13 protein-coding genes, 1 tRNA gene and 1 pseudogene are annotated in these 17,722 nt (G+C 46.5%); 8 read left to right on the top strand and 7 right to left on the bottom strand.

Features of this window, described 5'->3' with window-relative positions; all coding sequences use genetic code 11:
• Positions 1–185: 185 nt before the first annotated feature.
• The 4 genes from UL82_RS00215 to UL82_RS00200 form a co-directional block, all read right to left on the bottom strand.
• The gene (locus tag UL82_RS00215; protein WP_046438293.1) at positions 186–971 is read right to left on the bottom strand and encodes a pilin N-terminal domain-containing protein; all 786 of its coding nucleotides are present in this window, start codon (positions 969–971) and stop codon (positions 186–188) included.
• The gene (locus tag UL82_RS00210; protein ID WP_046438292.1) at positions 968–1,852 is read right to left on the bottom strand and encodes a class C sortase; all 885 of its coding nucleotides are present in this window, start codon (positions 1,850–1,852) and stop codon (positions 968–970) included. The genes UL82_RS00215 and UL82_RS00210 overlap by 4 nt, the downstream gene beginning before the upstream one ends.
• Positions 1,853–2,422: 570 nt before the next feature.
• Positions 2,423–4,162 carry a SpaH/EbpB family LPXTG-anchored major pilin gene (locus tag UL82_RS00205; protein WP_232009493.1) on the bottom strand — a complete coding sequence of 580 codons (1,740 nt, stop codon included), beginning with the start codon at positions 4,160–4,162 and terminating at the stop codon, positions 2,423–2,425.
• Between the two features lie 594 nt (positions 4,163–4,756).
• Positions 4,757–6,355 (bottom strand): peptide MFS transporter, encoded by a 1,599-nt coding sequence (locus UL82_RS00200; protein ID WP_083966360.1) that lies wholly within the window; start codon positions 6,353–6,355, stop codon positions 4,757–4,759.
• Positions 6,356–6,494: 139 nt separating this feature from the next.
• Here UL82_RS00200 and UL82_RS00195 point away from each other — a divergent pair, with 139 nt between their 5' ends.
• Together UL82_RS00195 and bioD are read left to right on the top strand one after the other, a co-directional pair.
• Complete coding sequence (locus UL82_RS00195) at positions 6,495–7,778, top strand: adenosylmethionine--8-amino-7-oxononanoate transaminase (RefSeq protein ID WP_046438289.1); 1,284 nt, start codon at positions 6,495–6,497, stop codon at positions 7,776–7,778.
• Position 7,779: 1 nt separating this feature from the next.
• Positions 7,780–8,457: a dethiobiotin synthase gene (gene bioD, locus UL82_RS00190; RefSeq protein ID WP_046438287.1), complete on the top strand. Its 678-nt coding sequence runs from the start codon at positions 7,780–7,782 to the stop codon at positions 8,455–8,457.
• 40 nt (positions 8,458–8,497) lie between these two features.
• On the opposite strand, the gene UL82_RS10730 is transcribed toward bioD, so the two are convergent.
• The gene (locus tag UL82_RS10730) at positions 8,498–8,809 is read right to left on the bottom strand and encodes a CHY zinc finger protein (RefSeq protein WP_083966359.1); all 312 of its coding nucleotides are present in this window, start codon (positions 8,807–8,809) and stop codon (positions 8,498–8,500) included.
• Between the two features lie 63 nt (positions 8,810–8,872).
• Positions 8,873–9,886 (bottom strand): annotated as a pseudogene (locus UL82_RS00185) (zinc-dependent alcohol dehydrogenase family protein).
• A gap of 458 nt (positions 9,887–10,344) precedes the next feature.
• Between UL82_RS00185 and UL82_RS00180 the strand changes: the two are divergent.
• Entirely contained in the window at positions 10,345–11,787 is a 1,443-nt protein-coding gene (locus UL82_RS00180) for an ApeA N-terminal domain 1-containing protein (RefSeq protein WP_046438285.1), read from the top strand.
• A gap of 219 nt (positions 11,788–12,006) precedes the next feature.
• On the opposite strand, the gene UL82_RS00175 is transcribed toward UL82_RS00180, so the two are convergent.
• Positions 12,007–12,093: transfer RNA gene (locus tag UL82_RS00175), tRNA-Leu, on the bottom strand.
• A 200-nt stretch (positions 12,094–12,293) separates the two neighbouring features.
• On the opposite strand from UL82_RS00175, the gene UL82_RS00170 reads away from it, so the two are divergent.
• The 5 genes from UL82_RS00170 to UL82_RS00150 are packed head-to-tail and all read left to right on the top strand — an operon-like array spanning position 12,294 to position 17,722.
• Positions 12,294–13,145 (top strand): DUF3662 and FHA domain-containing protein, encoded by an 852-nt coding sequence (locus UL82_RS00170; RefSeq protein WP_046438283.1) that lies wholly within the window; start codon positions 12,294–12,296, stop codon positions 13,143–13,145.
• A gap of 12 nt (positions 13,146–13,157) precedes the next feature.
• Complete coding sequence (locus UL82_RS00165) at positions 13,158–13,622, top strand: FHA domain-containing protein FhaB/FipA (protein ID WP_046438281.1); 465 nt, start codon at positions 13,158–13,160, stop codon at positions 13,620–13,622.
• On the top strand, positions 13,623–15,017 hold the full coding sequence (locus tag UL82_RS00160) for a PP2C family protein-serine/threonine phosphatase (RefSeq protein ID WP_046438279.1): 1,395 nt from the start codon (positions 13,623–13,625) through the stop codon (positions 15,015–15,017).
• Positions 15,018–16,304 carry an FtsW/RodA/SpoVE family cell cycle protein gene (locus UL82_RS00155; protein ID WP_046438277.1) on the top strand — a complete coding sequence of 429 codons (1,287 nt, stop codon included), beginning with the start codon at positions 15,018–15,020 and terminating at the stop codon, positions 16,302–16,304.
• The gene (locus UL82_RS00150) at positions 16,304–17,722 is read left to right on the top strand and encodes a penicillin-binding transpeptidase domain-containing protein (RefSeq protein ID WP_046438276.1); all 1,419 of its coding nucleotides are present in this window, start codon (positions 16,304–16,306) and stop codon (positions 17,720–17,722) included. The genes UL82_RS00155 and UL82_RS00150 overlap by 1 nt, the downstream gene beginning before the upstream one ends.

The raw sequence follows: 17,722 nt of genomic DNA, 5'->3' as shown, positions 1-17,722 counted from the left end.
ACAATGGTGAGTTTTACGTATTTGCAACTACTTCTACCGGCTACTTCATAGATAAGCGCTAACTCCATTAGAAATAGACCACGTGGCCTGCTTTGCTAGTTAATCTAATCCTGTCTATCTGCCTCAACGATAAACAAAAACTGCCCTAGAGAATTTTCTTCTCTAGGGCAGTCTCATTTTAAAATTTAGAGATTATCTCTTCTATTACGACGAACAAGCCATGCGCCTAGTGCAATAAGAGCACCAGCAAGAATCAGAATAGAGATCACGCTAGCACCAGTACGAGCAAGCTGCTGAGTCTTTGACTTATCTGGAACCGAAGTAGTCGGTTGTGGATCTGGTTGCGGTACCGTCGAAGCTGGTGGGCTTGGTGGAACTACTCGAGTAGTAGTAACAGTGGTAGGAGGATCAGGAATATCTGGATCATTTGGGCGATCCTTGGTGATGATTTCTACTCCACAATCCCAACCACTTGGGCCACCAGTTGGTACGGTAACCAGCATGTCTTGTGAAGACCAGAAGCCTCTGTGCTTCTGTGCTGGGCCTACCTCATGTACCAAGTACAGTCCCTGGGTAAGTCCGCTAAAAGTAGCCCGACCCTCACGGTTAGTAGTGGCCTTTTGGGTGGTGTTTTCTAGCTGCTTCTTTGCTTCTTCAAGAGTAATCGAGGAAGCACGATCCCAACCTTCTTTGGTGGTTAAATCAATGCCGCTTACTCGAGTTACTTCAAAGACAGAGCCGGAGATAATTCCCTCAGGAAGCTTATCCAAGGAAATACCTGAGTAAATACCGTGTGGTTTTTTAATGACGGTAATTGATCCTTCGTTTTCACATTGGATATCTTCGATCTTAAGATCAGCGATGTCACCTGTAATGGTTCGCGCTAATGCTGTCGGTGCCTGGGTTGAAACACCCAGGGTCAGGGCGAGGGCAACTGCGCACCCCACGCTCACTTTCTTTGCCAGTTTCATCCAATGTGACCTTTCTTTTCACGGCGGAGTTTTAGTGCCCACAACATCAGTGTGACGAGTATAAGGAGTAATCCAATAATTGAGGCGATGACGATCTTCATCCACCACTGAATAACCACACCGTTTCCAGTGAAAGCCTCTTTGCTTTCTACTGGATCCATAGGACGACGCTCTGCCGTAATAAGTATACGATGTGTATTAATTCCATAGGGTGTGCATGTGATAAGTGTAATTAAGTCTTTATCTGCCACTGGGGCAATACGTTCGACTTCATGCGGAAGAATTATCTCCCTATTGATTACCTCATATTTAAAATCCTCACCAATAGTGCGAAGATATACCGCATCGCCAATCTTAATTTTGTCTAGGTTGTCGAATAACGTTGCTTCCGGCAAACCGGTATGTGCAGTGATAACGGGACGAAGACCAACACCACCAACAGGTAAAGCGGTACCAAAAAGATGACCTGCGCCTTTTAGCAAAGTAGTATCCGATGTTCCGTGATATACCGGCAAATTCACAGATAAACTTGGAATACTTATCTGAGCCATTGCTGGGTACTGGTTAAGAACGCCTAAATATTCTTCAAACTCTGGTGAGCTAGCTGGATCCACACCTGACCATGGATCCGAAGGAGTTACGGACTGGATAGCACGGTCATTATATGCTCGTGCTTCTTCCATAGCTTGCTGCGCGATAACATAATCCGATTCATTGGGCGCAGGGAAGTTTTGTGCTATCTTCGCCTGTTCCCAATTGTTCAACTGCGTTGCAACCAATGGGAAAGCCATAACACACACGCCAGCAAGCGCGCATATGCACATCAAGATTAAAGCTAAAACTGGGCTTTTCTTGACCGGCGCAACATCAGTTACAGTCATGCATCCTCATCCTTGTTTTCCGTTTCCCGCTTCTTGGCTATGAATCCAGCACGCCAAAAAAGGAAACCGACAATTAGAATACCAACTAAAAAGATAAGAATCGAATAAGGAAATTTTGCTTTAGCCCCTTCATGAGCAATATCAATGCCAATTTGCAATATTAAGGCGCTGTTTTAGCAACAATAGTGAAGCAAAAGTTCCATAATCAAGGACACTCAAGTAACTGGAATCACAGCATTACAACAACACAAATATATAAATAAACCTATATATTCTATCTTTAATGTGCAGGTAGCTATAGGTATTCATAATTAAATCGTCGGTGCATTATTCTACTTTTAAACAGCTACCACTAAACAGTCGTGGCATTTCCCTGCTCTGAGCATCCCTAGCGGGTAAGTAATTTTTATAAAATAGATCACTATTTTTCAAGCAGTACCACGCACCACGTATATACCGGGCGTGGCACTGCTTCATTGCTCATTATCTTTCCGAGCTTGACTACATATTTTCACAGCATGTTCGGATCAACATAGTTTTCTATGCAGTCTCATACTGAATCTGTAGTTACTAGTCACGTGCGCGGCGAACAACTACAACACCTGCACCGATAGCGATAATCATTAAAATGCCACCAGCAAGTAGCATCAAGGTAACGCCTCGGCCACCGGTTAATGGGATTTCTGGAACATCCCGCTTAACGTTTGAAATTGTTGCACCATACTCGTTTTCTGGAGTCTTACCAATTTCAACTGCTACTGCATGTGCAGCATTCTCGCCTTGTGGAGTAACAAAACCAGCAGGTGCAGCGGTTTCTACCAGAACATAGCAGCGGAAACCTTTAGATTTAGGATCATTTTGATCATCAGAAACAAATAGTCCCTGGAATTCAGCCGTACCCTGGTCATTGGTGGTTACTTCTAAATCTTCACCAGTTTTACCAGCTTTTTTAACAACATCTTTAGGATCGTACTCTTTACTGCACTCACCCGAGCTATTAGGATATGGATTCTTCGCTGCATAGACTTTGAACTTCGCTCCCGCCAAGCCCGTTTTCTTATCAGCAGCATCAATCTTCTTAATTACCAAGTTACCCCAGAAGGTTTTTACCTCTGGCGTTACGTTTGGTGGAATATCATCCTCGTTTGGTGGATCAGTTGGTGGGATAGTTGGAGGCGTGATAGGAGGCTCTGGCGGAACATCGTCATCTGGCTTTGGTTGAGTGTCAGTATAAATATATGCACGGTTCTGGATCCGACCATATTCACGCTTTTCTGCATCCAACTTTTCAAGCTCACCAGAAAAGACAGCCACAACTTTCTTCCCTGCACTCTTAGCCAACTTTTCCAAACCCTGGCGAGTAAAGGAAACCGTCACCATATGATCCTTAACAGTAACGGTATAATCCCCTTCTTCCAGAGGTTTACCATCAAGAGTAACGGAAGAAACTTTAAGTGAATCTTTCTTAAAGCGCGGATCCATCGGATCTACCAAATAAAAATGCTTAAACGTTCTACCCTCGGCAATACGAGGTACCTCTGCCGTAACTGGGAAATGGACCTCAGAACCAATACCAAAACCATGATTCTGCTGTTGTTCGACTGTCTTATTTAGCCGCGTCTTAGCATTCTTTGGGAAGACGTGGACATCATAAATCCACTTGGTTGTTTTATCCGAATCTTCTTGCCCGTCCGAAGCGTAAGGATAAGGAAGGGTCACAATAAATGGAGCAGCCTTATCAATAACATTTGCCGGCGCATTGGTTTCGCAAATAAGATAGCCATCTAGATCAAGATCATCAACTTTTGCCTTACCTTCTTGATCGGTAACAACCTTCTTCCCTTGAGAATCCATAGACGGGAATGTTTCTTTAAGTTTTTTCAACCCATCAGGAGTACAAGCATCCTGAGGCACAGACTTATTAAACTCGCCTAACTTATCCCAATCTTTATTATCCTTTTTAAGATCAAGACCAAGTTTGTAGTAGGTGAATTCAACACCGGAAATGCCTTCTTTCGGATCACCCTGATACTCACCAGTTTCTGGATTACCCGGCTTAACCTGATCACCTTGTTGGTGCTCGTGTTTATGAATCGTAATTGATCCCTTACGCTTGGAATCAATATTTCCGAAACCATTATTGCTCGCAGCAGGTGCAACAATACTATCGGCAACAGGAACTGGCTCTTGTGCGGTTGCAGGGATAGCGGCAACACTAGTTAAAAGAGCTGCTACACCCACACTGCATACAACACGGCGTCCGATCGACGTCTTGATGTACATGGATCGTAATCCTTTCTTTACTGACATGAGGGATTTCCTAAAGTTCAGCACGAAAGGGGAAATGTGCTGGTTATAAGTATGAACTACTCACACTTTAGGAGGGGGTAAGAATTGATAAGCACGTCCTACCGCCTGCTTTGGCAGCTACTTGCTTTATCAATCTGTTAAGAAGATTGGCCAAAACAGTCTTTGCTATTTTTGGTGACAATAATAAATAAATTTTTATTATTGATTGTGTCCAACTAAAATAACGCCGATAAAAGCCTAAAAATCGTCCCTACCTTGAGAAAATGTTAGTATTACCTATATTTACAGTAACCGTTAACGTTTTCATACATTCAATTACTTTTGATAATGAAATAACATGTCGGTCACTGCAAGGGAATTTAATCAGTAGTAAAGAACCGTCAAATTCCATAGATAGGTAACACTCTTCATTTACTATTCATAATAGGTTTTTGATAATTGATTAGGTTTTCGGGGTTTATTCAATCTTCCACAAAGTGTTTTCACCACCACCTTTAAATCATATAGCTATGCTAACCTTTTTTCAGGCAAAAAACTTAAAAATCGCTAAGAATATAAAGATCCTGGCAATATTATCCAATTTGTTACAATCCGCTACTTAAGGCGTCGCAAAGCAAGGTACAAAATCCAACTCATTAAACCCATGGCTACTGCCAGGCCACTAACACTAAGGAAATAGCGTACTTCCTGTTCTGCACTATAAAATTGCGAAAAAACTCCTGCTAAAGAAGCCCCAACAGCTAGGGTAAGAAAAAACAGTGCGGAAAATCGAGTCTTGAATGCCGCTGGCGCATGTGCCACCGTTGCCGACATCCCAATCGGGCCAATAAATAATTCGCCAGCTGAACCTATCGCAATAACAAGAACCAAAATGTAATACGGAGTGGAATTTGCCTGACCACCAGCAAAAGGAATAAAGAGCAACCATCCCAAACCAGCAATCACAACCCCTAATGGCATCATGGTCAGCGTAGGCACGGTAACGCCTTTTCGCGCTAAATACGTGAGCACACATGCAAACGGAACGCCTAAGACAATAACGAAAATCGGGTTAAGCGCCGATGTCCATGCTGCTGGAATTTCAAATCCATTAATCACCCGCTGAACACGCTGCTGCGAATACACAGCTAATACGCCATAAAGCTGATGCGCAACCGTCCAAAAACCACAAGAAGCAAAAAAGAGCGGAATATAAGCAACCATTGTACGTCGCTCAGAGATGCTGGTCGCCTTAGAACGATACATCGTCAGATAAAGACCGACTGCCACACATAAAGTGCCGGCAAAAAAGAGCGTCGCCAAGCCAGCAAAAGAGACAACTTCTTGCCACAGCAAATAAATAAGTAGAGTAAAACTAAAAAGGAGTACTGCCAACCAGCATAAAGCAACCCGGTAAGAAACCTGATTGGTTGGCTGAGTAATTCCAACCACAGCATCATCCGATAAACCCTCGTACATGCGTGGATGCATAACAAGATACAGTGTTAGACCAATCAGCATTAACACAGCCGCCGCGCCAAAACCGACATGGTAGTTATAACGAAACGCCAGCCAACCAGTTAATAGTGGGCCAGCTATTGCGGCTACTTGAATACCACTATAGAAAAGATGGAAACCAGCATCACGAGCAACAGCCTTATCCTGATATGCCCACCCCAATACGGTAATAGCAGCAGTTTTTACTGCTCCAGAACCAAGTGCAATGAGTAATAACGCAATTGCCAGGCCACCGATCGAAGGAATAAGGCTCATTGTTAAATGCCCAATAGTGACCATTAACGCTCCACCTAGCAGCGTTTTCTCTGGACCAAGTAAACGATCACCAATCCAGCCACCAATAAAAGTGCATAAGTACACCATTGCGCCATAGGCACCAATTAATGCCGTTGCATTCTGTTCACTAAAACCTAAACCAAAACCACCAGCTGGTGGCGTAGCGTCATCAGTTAAAGTAGCGCTAGCCGCATAAAGATAGAACACCATAATTGCTTGGAGTCCATAGAAACTAAAGCGCTCCCAAGCCTCAATGCTTACCACCGACCACGTAGCCCGTGGATATTGCCAGGGTGTTCGTGCCGACGTTGCTGTAGTCGATCTATCTGCAGTTATTGTTTCTTCCACTACATCCACTGTCGTAGCAGCTGCTGATTCAGTAGCTGTAGCAGCTGTTATATTTTTTGTTTCTTTTTTCATATTTAGGCTGGTACCCCCATTTTTGAACACTGTTCAATTAATTATGGCATTAACAGTATGCACTATCGCAAAGCGTGGTATGACATATTGAGCAAGATTTTTGAACAGTGTTTATTTTTACCCCCCTAAGAGATACCCCATGCTTAATTACATTGCTTATGACCAAGCCCATATCTGGCACCCGTATTCCCCCAGTCCAGCAGCAATTGATCCCCTACTCGTCACCGCAAATGAGGGTGCGTATCTAACGATCGTCGATAAGCAAGGCGGCTCACATCAAGTTATTGATGCCATGAGTTCCTGGTGGTCGGCGGCATTTGGCCATCGCCACCCGCAATTAGTGGCTGCGGCGCATAACCAAATAGATACACTTAGCCATGTCATGTTTGGTGGACTTACCCATCCCCCAGCTGTTCATGCCGCCCAGCGCCTACTCGAACTCAGCCCGGCAGGTTTAGCCAAAGTGTTTTTCGCCGACTCGGGTTCGGTGGCTGTCGAGGTTGCTCTAAAAATGTGTCTACATTACCAGCGTGGTATCGGACATCCAGAACGCACTACCTTCTTAACTTGGCGCAAAGGGTATCACGGCGACACTTTTGCCACTATGAGCTTGTGCGATCCAGATACCGGAATGCATTCACTATGGACACAGCAACTAACCCCCACGATCTTCGCACCTGCTCCCCCAGCACATGGCGCCAGTGAAGAAGCAATTGATTGCTACCTAGCTGAAGTAGCAGAACTTATTACCGATAAAGTAGCTGGAATTATTGTCGAACCAATCGTCCAAGGTGCCGGTGGCATGCGGTTTCACGATGCTGCTGTACTGCGCGGCATGCATCAACTATGCAAAAACCAGGGTCTGGTTTTCATTGCCGACGAAATCGCCACCGGTTTTTATCGCACGGGAAAAACATTCGCTTGCGAACATGCTGGAATTACACCAGATATTCTCTGTGTTGGTAAAGCCTTAACCGGTGGCATGCTCAGTTTTGCCGCCACCTTATGCACCAATGAGATCGCCCACGGGATTAACGCCCCAGCAAGTGGTGGAGCACTCATGCACGGCCCTACTTTTATGGCTAATCCACTAGCCGCTTCAATCGCAGCAGCCACCCTAGAACTTGTTGCCACAGGTGATTGGGCGGACAAAGTAGCTGCTATTGCCGCCCAACTAAAACAAGAGCTTGCTCCTTTAAAGGATTTAGACCAGGTTAACGAGGTACGTGTGTTGGGAGCAATTGGTGTAGTTGAGCTAAAAAATACCGTTGATATGGCAACAGCCTACCAAGTAGCACTAAGCCACAAAGTATGGCTGCGCCCCTTTGGCAAATTGCTCTATACCATGCCGCCTTTTATCTGCACTCCAGAAGAAATACATCACATTTGTACTGCTATAACAACTATTGTTCAGGAGCATTAAAATGATTATTACTATCACTGGTACTAATACCAATGTCGGAAAAACTATTGCTTGTGCTGCTCTTGCCACACTTTTAGCTGATACTCACGAAGTCTGTGTGGTCAAACCGGTACAAACAGGTACTACTGTGGGGATGGGGGATGTAGCAACCGTCGAAAAGCTTAGTGGGGTAAAAACCCATGAGTTCTATAGTTTCCCCGAACCTTTATCCCCGCATCTTGCTGCCCGGCGCGCACATGTGCATCCAGCAAAGTTGGAAGTAATTGTTGATCAGATTCGTGCCTTGGATGCCTCGGATAAAATTGTGCTTGTTGAAGGCGCCGGTGGGTTATTGGTGCGGTTAGCTGAGGATTTCACTATTGCTGATGTGGCTCGCGAACTGGATTCACCAGTGATTATGGTGACTTCATTGGGATTAGGATCGCTTAATGCTGCTGAGCTGAGTGTGGAGGCTGCCACTCGGCGTGGGCTGAATGTGGTGGGACTTATCGGCGGGTTAGTTCCGGTACCGCTTATAGATACTGCCACCATTCTGAATATTAAGGAGTTGCCACAGCTGACCGGAATTCCTTATTTGGGTGGAATTAATCAGCTTGACGACGACCCAACCCCGGAAAAATTTGCTCAGGCCATAGATATTGATGCGGCAACACTTCGGCGCGTACTCATGCTGGACTAACTCTACACCTATTAACCTGTGCTTTAACCTGCGCCAATGGTTAGCGATCAAGCTGAAAATATACGTGTGCATGTAGTGCACATCCAGAGTTAAAGCTATGCCTGCAACCAGGACAAGAGCTACGTGCAGAATAAGTGTAGTAATCCATCACGGTATGACAGATCCCGCAGAGCACGGCTGTTTCAGATAGTGGCATGCGCCCAAAAGAGTGATCACTTACTTGGTCATGGCATTGGTAGCATGCCCACCAGGTAGTGCATGTGGCGCATTTATTAGCCACAACATCATTCTCACTATGATAATGTGCGCAACGCCCATAACTATCAACCGCTATCCCATGGATAACCTGCATTTTTTCGCTCTTGTCTGATTGCACGTCTGGTTACTCAACTAAAGGTATCAAACATGAAAGGTATCAGACGGTAAGCAAAACCTTTGTTGCTTCACGTTGATCCATCATCCGATAACCCTCTGCCGCTTGCTCTAGTGGCAATACCTGATCAAAAACCTTGCCCGGTTCGATCTTGCCCTGGTAGATAAGTTCAATCATCTGCGGTAAGAACTTACGTACTGCCGCTGGGCCACCCATAAGGTGCACCTGGGAGAAGAACAATCCACCCATATCCAAAGTGGCATCGTGGGAAACTCCCACATACCCAATATGTCCACCAGGTCGACACGAACCAATTGCCTGCTCAATAGCTTGTTTACTACCCACAGCTTCAATAACGCAGTGTGCCCCTAAGCCACCAGTTAATTCCTTAAGCTGGGCAACACCTTCTTCCCCACGGGCTTCGATAATATCGGTGGCACCAAATTCACGGGCAAGACGTTGACGATCTGCATGGCGACTAAAAACAATAATACGTTCGGCACCCATTTCTTTTGCCGCGATCACCGCAGAAAGACCTACCGCACCATCGCCAACTACTGCGGCAATCCGACCTGGACCCACTTGAGCTTCATCAGCTGCAAACCAACCGGTACCTCATACATCTGATGCTGCCAAAAGGTGCGGGATCAACTCAGCAGAAGGTGCAGCTGGAGTAGCAACCAAAGTGCCGTCGGCTAGTGGAATACGAACTTTCTCACTTTGGGCACCACCGACAAAACCGCCCTTAATACATCTAGATGGGTACCCGGACCGGCAAATTTCGCACTCACCGCACGATAAACAGAAGGAACCCACGACAAAATCGCCGACCTTAATAGTTTTTACTTCACTGCCAATAGCCTCGACAACACCGACGTATTCGTGTCCCATATGCTGATTATGTACTGCATCATGGCCGCGATATGGCCACAAATCCGATCCACAGATACACGTAGCAGCAATTTTTACAATGGCATCAGTTGGTTCAACGATGGTTGGCTCTGGCACATCTTGCACCACGACCTCACCGGCGGCAACCATAACAACTCCCCGCATATTCTTCTCTTTCCTATAGGTGGTTTGGTTGGTTAGCCTTTAAGTGTAGTACCAATAACAGATACATGCCGTTCGTTATTGTGAATACATTTTCAATAATGCTTGGTTCTTAGTATCTATGCGCACACAAGAGCTTTTCGACGCTTTAACTACCCACGGCTCAGAAGTCTAAATGGATATCTTTTCATGCCTATGCTCAATGCTTTTATGCACAGTTCTTATCCTTGATCATTCTCGTATTATTTTTTTAAGCCCAGTAGCTCAGAATCGTACAAATAACTACTAAATAATCTTAGATAAAATAAGGGCCAACTCTGCAGACATCTCATCTGGTCATATCTGTAGGCAGTGTTTAACTGTAAAAATTGGTATCCGGTGTCAAAAATCCAAAATTGGACTTTCGAAACAAAAAATCTGCACTTGAAAGCAAACTTCTTTAATCTCGAATCGAGGACGATATGATCCGAAACACCGAGCCAAGGTCATGGCATGGTACGTGGTATTTACCTGAAAGCGATCAAAAGCATTGGGGAGTACTGAATTACGAGCCTGAGGGAGTTTTTCAGCTCACCATCATGTCAGAAGGCTTCGGAAACCCCTGGGAAGAGATCGACCATCCTTCAACAAAAACTGTAATTCTTAGACAACGCGATATATCAACTCCCTATCCTGCGGTCTACGGAGAAGCTGACGGACGCTTTATTACATTATTTGACGTCTATACCGGGGGAAGTACTCAAAAATACGCAAGCCAAGCGGCATATTCTGAAGCAACCTACTATCCACAAACAATGATCATCGGCGCACACATCCCTAGCATGCAGTCCGAAGTTTTAAGAAGCCTCAGCATATCGTTTGATTTCCTGCATATCTGGCTTGAAGATAGTGGCTGGCTAAAAGTCGGAACAACGTGGGATGAGAGTGGGTCAAGAATCATTGAGCATTTCTGCAAAGTTGAAACTGAAATTTACGATCGCCCAATGCGCTGCTTAACAGTTGACGACGAAACTGCAATCACAATCGATTACTACGGAACGCTTCCTGACTTGAAGTGGTCAGCCTTTGAATACGAGTCTCGAAGCAGAATATCAGCATCAATAAAGCTCACCAATATTAAGAATTCTTGTTCATTAAAAAGCTTCCAACCTAAGATATTTGCTCTTGAGACCCTACTTTCTATCTGCCTCGATCGGCCATGCAAACCATTCGCGTTTAAATGCGAACTATGGAACCAGAATCGTCTAAGTTCAGTTGAAATATTAATACCCCGTCGAGGTTCCATTCCTTCAAAAGAACCAAGTGGTCAATATTTGGAAAAGCTTTCAGGGTGCGAAAAAAATCGCGATTTCAACTACTACTTCGAAAAATGGTTCCCATTCTACGAACAACATTATCCAGCACTATCTTTACTCAATGGCTTTCTTGCCAACGACGACTCGCATTTCCTAGAAACCTCTGTCATGCTAGCTCAGACACTAGTCGAGACATTCCATAAATCCATGTTCGGAAAGAAGTACAAGGATCTCCTTCCAGAATCAATCGAAGCAGCTGAACGCTTACGCCCGGGCAGATCTCCTCAGGATAAGAAAAAGGTGACAACCTTCAAGCGCGCCATCGACCTCTCTCATCGCTTACCTGCAGAAGTTCGTGATTTGCTTATTCCTGACGAAGGGAAATGGGCTGGAAGTCTAGTAGATGCACGTAATGATATCGCCCATGATGGAAACTTACGCAAAGTCGAGATATTTCAGGCTCATGCTGCAGCAAAAATAGCAATTGCTGTAGTAACTATTCACGTTTTGATACAACTTGGTACCGAAACAGAGTCTCTACTTAAATTATTAAATGATAGGAACAGTCTCTCAAAGGCAAAAGAACTGGCTAGCGACTACCTGGTCTAGAGCAATCGATAGCTTGGAAATTTGTATTGCCCCCCACTTGGAACAAACTACCTAATTTGCCAAGCTGATACTCACTCCACCTTTTGCCAAACCAAATCGGAGACTCGCATCTGCAGATCCCCGACGTCCACCCCGCGACCCCCACGAAAACAAAAAACCGGAGATTATAACCTCTTTCGAGTCTGTAACCTCCGGCTCTTACGATCTGTGAACCGCTCTTGGTGCCCAGGGGGGGACTTGAACCCCCACGTCCTTGCGAACACTGGCACCTGAAGCCAGCGCGTCTGCCAATTCCGCCACCTGGGCAAAAGTCACACAAAGTAAAAAATGTGTGCGACCTGATAAAAATACCAATAAACCTGCAGTTCAAGCAAATGTCCAGTTCATAGGATAAAATCGTGCACCTCAGTTGGCCATGCGTCTACACATGAGCTTTATCGGGGATCTATACTATTTCCCTAACGTGTGTATTCGCAGTATTTTTCCAAGCATCAAGGAGGCATTCCATGTCACTCATGGGTCGTATTGCCAAGCTCGATAGCGCCATGCAGCGCGGGCTAGACAATAGCTTCGCCTTCGTTTTTGGCGGCCGAGTAGTGCCAGCAGAACTTGAAGAGCTGCTTAAACAAGAAGCACAAGATAATCTGGTGCGCACTTACGAGGACACAGTGGAGGCACCCAATGTTTTCCATATCTATGTCAGCGAAAAAGATGCTGCCCACCTTGTTGCTGAACATCCCAGCTTGCCCCAGGATTTTGCCGACCAGCTCACCCGCTATCATCGAAACCAAGGCTGGATTACTCCCGGTGTCGTTACCGTTACTATTGAACCGGATTCCTCACTACGTACTGGCCAGCTACAAGCTAAGTCCAGTACCGATCCTCAGCCAACCCAGGTCAGCGGTTATATAAAAGTAAATCATCTCCAGGTCAATAACGCTCAACCTCAGGCAGAAAATGACTCACCTGCTACGCCGGTAGTAGCACCGGCTCCGCCTAGTGCACCGATAGAAGACCCCGCGCCACCAACTATGGTGCAGCACATACCGCAGGCAACGTCGAAAAGCACAGTGAGTTTGCTCTTGCAGGATGGATCTTCACGTACTTATCTTGTCCATGAAGGCTCTAATATTATTGGCCGGTCCAATGAGGTTGATTTCCGACTACCCGATACCGGTGTATCGCGTCAGCATGCGGAGATCACCTGGAATGGTCAGGATGCTATTTTGGTAGATCTGCAATCTACTAATGGCACCGTGGTCAATGACACGCCCATTGATAATTGGCTTCTTGCCGACGGAGATGTCATCACCGTTGGTCACTCGCACATCGAAGTGCGCATCGTTTTTTCCAGCTAGGAGGTACACCCCATGGATTCTGTAATCCTGCTCGGGCTACGCATCGCACTACTGATTGCTCTATGGCTTTTCATTCTTTTCGCCCTGAATACTCTGCGCAAAGATGCGGCAACTAGTAGCGGCAAGGGCAAGCTTGTACCGATCCTTGAACCACGATTGCCTGCGCGGACTAGCTCGCAAGGCAATCAGCAGGTACTACATATTATTGAAGGCCCACTACAAGGATCACACCTGTCTATTTCTGGCCTATCGGAAGTGACCATTGGACGTACCGCCGACTGTACTTTTACCGTCGGTGATGACTACGCTTCCGCCCGCCATGCGCGTCTATTCCAGCGTGGTAATGAATGGTTTATTGAGGATCTCGATTCCCGCAATGGCACCTATGTCGATGGATATCGCATTGATCAGCCAGAAAAAATATCTGCCAACCAGGACATTAAAATTGGTCGCACAATCCTAAGGCTGGGTGCATAAATGCTCATATTAAATTACGCAGCGCTCTCCGATCGTGGTCTGGTGCGCGGCAATAATGAGGATTCTGCTTACGCCGGGCCACATTTACTTGCGCTTGCCGACGGAATGGGCGGGCATGCTGCTGGTGAAGTGGCCTCCCAACTGATGATTAACCAGCTCATGCCACTGGATGCTGATCCTGGCGATAACGACATGCTTGCTGTGTTAGGCTCCGTTGCCGACGATGCTAACCGTGCTATCGCAGCAGCTATTACCCAATCCCCAGAAAACGATGGCATGGGCACCACCCTGACCGCCATTATGTTTAATGGTGCACAATTTGGTTTGTGCCATGTTGGTGATTCGCGTGGCTATCTGCTCCGTGAAGGAACGCTCACCCAAATCACTATTGACGACACCTATGTGCAATCACTTGTCGATAAAGGTGAGCTTTCTCCCGAAGATGTCTCCACGCATCCTCGACGCTCGCTGATTCTTAAGGCCTACACTGGTCATGATGTTGAACCTACCCTCACGCTTTTCGACGCTCGCCTCGGAGATCGCATTCTTTTGTGCTCAGATGGTCTTTCTGATCCAGTCACTGCGAGCACTATCGAAAAAGCCCTCGGCGAAGGAACCCCAGAGCACGCTGCTCAACGCCTGGTTGAACTAGCACTCCGCTCTGGTGGACCAGACAATGTAACCGTTGTTGTCGCCGATGTAGTAGAAAGTGACACTTACCCTAGCCCACTGCCTACGACCAGCTATGTTGTTGGCGCACTACGCAGTGATACTCCCGAAGATCCCCGCCCAGATACTTCCGCTGGACGAGCCGCAATTGCGCTTTCTGCAGAACCAATCGCTGCCCCTACAGCATCTGCTTCCGCCAAGAATGCCGACTATCCCAGCTACGCAGAACCTACCAGCATCCCTGCCCCACCCAACCCAATAGTCTCGGGAAAAAAATCCCGGCGCGGCTGGCTTATTGCAATTATTAGTGTGCTGGTGATTCTTGCGCTAATTCTTGGTGGCATCTTTTGGCTGCGCAAACAAGTTAATAACACCTATTTCATTTCCACCGACAACGACACTGAGTTAGTTATCAACCAAGGCACCAAGGAAGGTTTGCTTGGGCAAGCAAAGGTGTATCAGGTGGCGTGCCTCAATGAAACGGGCATGCTCACTATGATCGACGTAGATTCCACCAACACGTGCCACCGTTTTACTCTTCAAGACATCACTGCTTCGGCGCGAACACAGGTTGCTTCGCTTCCGGAAGGCACATATGACGAAGTACTCCAGCAGATGCAACGGTTAGCAATGCAGCTGTTGCCTTTGTGTGTGGTGCGGGAATCGTCGACAAGCGATCCGGATGATCTAGCAACCCCTGGGGAAAATTGTCGGGAGGCACATTAAATGCCAAGAAAACGCGAACTTGGGCTACTACTAGCTGCCACGGTCATTATTTCTCTTTCGCTGATTAATCTATATATTGCACAAGATCAAGAAATCACCACTGAAGTAGCATGGGTGATTGGCGGCTTTATTGGGGTATTTGGCATTGCTCACTTAGCTATTTGTTGGCTTGCTCCCCATGCCGATCAAATTATGCTCCCAGTTGCGGCACTACTGAATGGCCTCGGATTAGTTATGATCTACCGGCTTGATTTAGCATCCGGGAATAATCTTGCTAGCCGACAGGTGATGTGGTCACTCGTAGCGGTCACGCTTATGATTCTCGTGCTTTTCTTCCTGCGCGATTACGCTAAACTAACCCACTATTCTTATATTCTTGGCCTTTTAGGACTTATCCTGCTGGCGCTGCCGCTGGTCTGGCCAAGCAGAATGAATGCTGATGCAAATATTTGGATTTCCATTGGCCCATTTTCGGTACAGCCAGGTGAGTTCTCTAAAATTTTGTTGCTGTTGTTCTTTGCTCAGCTATTGGTAAATAAACGCACTCTGTTTAGTACTGCTGGTTACCGGATTCTTGGTGTAGAGTTTCCGCGTTTGCGCGATCTAGGCCCAATTCTTGGTGTGTGGGGCATTGCTATTCTCATTATGGCCGGGGAAAATGATTTCGGCCCAGCCTTGTTATTGTTCTCTACGGTACTTGGCATGCTCTACTTAGCTACCGGAAGAACATCATGGCTCATCATTGGTTCGATTCTGGTAGCGATTGGCGGCACTGCGATATATCAGATCTCCGATAAAATCCAAGCCCGTGTCACCAATTTTATGGATCCAATCGCACATTATGACACCACGGGTTATCAGCTGAGTCAGAGTCTTTTCGCAATGAGTTCTGGTGGACTAAGTGGTACCGGTCTTGGTGCTGGGCATCCAGAGCTGATTCCGGTTGTCCACTCCGACTTTATTCTTGCCGCTATTGGTGAAGAGCTCGGTTTGATCGGGTTAAGCGCAGTGCTCATTCTTTTTGCCATCTTTATCACTCGCGGCATGCGCACCGCGTTATTGGCTAAGGATTCTTATGGCAAGCTGGTGGCTTCTGGCTTATCGCTGACCCTAGCTATCCAGCTATTTGTGGTGACTGCTGGTATTACTGCGCTTATTCCCATGACCGGTTTAACTACACCGTTTATGTCTCAGGGTGGATCATCGTTAATGGCGAACTACATTCTCTTGGGCATTATTTTGCGCATCTCTCATTCCACTAAAAATTCCAGCACGATGGAGGCATAATGAACCGTTCAATCCGATTCACTGCTGTCTTTGCGTTACTGTTAGTAACTGCGTTGCTGGTTAATATCACTGTTATCCATGCTTTCCGCGAAGACGAATACGCAAATAATGCGCTTAACCGCCGTCATATTATTGAACTGCGCACTACTCCGCGTGGTCATATTGCCGCTGGCGGGGAAATCCTTGCCGAGAGTTATCAGGACGAAAATGGTTTTTACCAGCGTCGATACGTTGCAAATCCCATTGCTTATGCGCCGGTCGAAGGTTATTTATCCAATATTTATGGCACCGCTGGAATCGAAGCCAGCTATAACGATGTACTTAATGGGCAAAAAACAACTAACTGGTGGAAGCAAATACTTAACGACGCTCCCACAGCCCAAAATATTGAGCTCACACTAAACCCAGCTGTCCAAAACACTGCGTATAGCCAACTAGCAAATGCCGGCTATGAGGGTGCGGTTGTTGCTCTGCGTGCTTCTACTGGAGAGGTACTGGCCATGGCAAGTACACCTAGTTTCGATCCTAATGCCATCAGCGATGATAACACCGCTGCTGATGCATGGGCACAACTAAATAGCAATCCAGGAAACCCACTGCTTAACCACGCTACCCAAGAAACTTTGCCCCCTGGCTCCACCTTTAAGGTCATTACTACCGCAGCAGGTCTTGCTGCCGGTTACACTCCGGAAAGAACTTTAACTGGTGCAGCTGAAACTACCCTGCCAGGTACTACCACCACATTAGAAAACTATGGTGGTCAAAGTTGCGCGGGTTCCCAGACCGTTACTTTGCTCACGGCTTTCCAGTACTCCTGTAATACCGCTTTCGTCGAAATGGGTATTGATACTGGTGGGCAACTTTTACGTGAAACTGCCACTGCCTTTGGCATTGGTGATACCTATGATCTAGGTTTGCCTATGGTTGCAGGTACTCTTGGTGAGCTTGCCGACGATGCCGCTATTGGCCAGTCCGCTATTGGTCAGCGTGACGTGAGCATGAGTGTGCTGCACAATGCTGTGGTTGCCGCCACCATTGCCAATAAAGGCAAGCGAATGGAACCACATATCGTGTCAAAGATCATCGGCAGCGATTTATCGGTTCTGAAAGAAACTACCCCCACCGAGCTCAACCAAGCCGTAACCCCTGAGGTAGCAGCCACAATTACCGATCTGATGTACGCTTCCGAGCGTCATACCCTTGGCTATAATGGCCAAAATATTGCCTCTAAAACCGGCACCGCCGAACACGGCGAAGATTCCCGAAACTCTAATCCACACGCGTGGTATATCGCTTTCTCTGGTGATATTGCCGTGGCCGTTGTCGTTAAAAACGGTGGCGACGCTGGCCAAGCAGCCACCGGTGGCTCAGTTGCCGCCCCTATCGGACGCGCCGTTATCGCAGCAGCTCAAGGATAA

This window comes from Corynebacterium kutscheri (assembly GCF_000980835.1).
GTDB classification, from domain to species: Bacteria; Actinomycetota; Actinomycetes; order Mycobacteriales; family Mycobacteriaceae; genus Corynebacterium; species Corynebacterium kutscheri.
This window is presented reverse-complemented; position numbering and strand designations above follow the sequence as displayed.

Bases quoted from the DNA above. Each gene is read 5' to 3' on its own strand.
- UL82_RS00180 (WP_046438285.1), top strand. From the start codon at position 10,345: ATGATCCGAAACACCGAGCCAAGGTCATGGCATGGTACGTGGTATTTA.
- UL82_RS00195 (WP_046438289.1), top strand. From the start codon at position 6,495: ATGCTTAATTACATTGCTTATGACCAAGCCCATATCTGGCACCCGTAT.
- UL82_RS00205 (WP_232009493.1), bottom strand. From the start codon at position 4,162: ATGTCAGTAAAGAAAGGATTACGATCCATGTACATCAAGACGTCGATC.
- UL82_RS00150 (WP_046438276.1), top strand. From the start codon at position 16,304: ATGAACCGTTCAATCCGATTCACTGCTGTCTTTGCGTTACTGTTAGTA.
- UL82_RS00210 (WP_046438292.1), bottom strand. From the start codon at position 1,852: ATGACTGTAACTGATGTTGCGCCGGTCAAGAAAAGCCCAGTTTTAGCT.
- UL82_RS10730 (WP_083966359.1), bottom strand. From the start codon at position 8,809: ATGCAGGTTATCCATGGGATAGCGGTTGATAGTTATGGGCGTTGCGCA.
- UL82_RS00160 (WP_046438279.1), top strand. From the start codon at position 13,623: ATGCTCATATTAAATTACGCAGCGCTCTCCGATCGTGGTCTGGTGCGC.
- UL82_RS00165 (WP_046438281.1), top strand. From the start codon at position 13,158: ATGGATTCTGTAATCCTGCTCGGGCTACGCATCGCACTACTGATTGCT.
- UL82_RS00200 (WP_083966360.1), bottom strand. From the start codon at position 6,355: ATGAAAAAAGAAACAAAAAATATAACAGCTGCTACAGCTACTGAATCA.
- UL82_RS00215 (WP_046438293.1), bottom strand. From the start codon at position 971: ATGAAACTGGCAAAGAAAGTGAGCGTGGGGTGCGCAGTTGCCCTCGCC.
- UL82_RS00155 (WP_046438277.1), top strand. From the start codon at position 15,018: ATGCCAAGAAAACGCGAACTTGGGCTACTACTAGCTGCCACGGTCATT.
- bioD (WP_046438287.1), top strand. From the start codon at position 7,780: ATGATTATTACTATCACTGGTACTAATACCAATGTCGGAAAAACTATT.
- UL82_RS00170 (WP_046438283.1), top strand. From the start codon at position 12,294: ATGTCACTCATGGGTCGTATTGCCAAGCTCGATAGCGCCATGCAGCGC.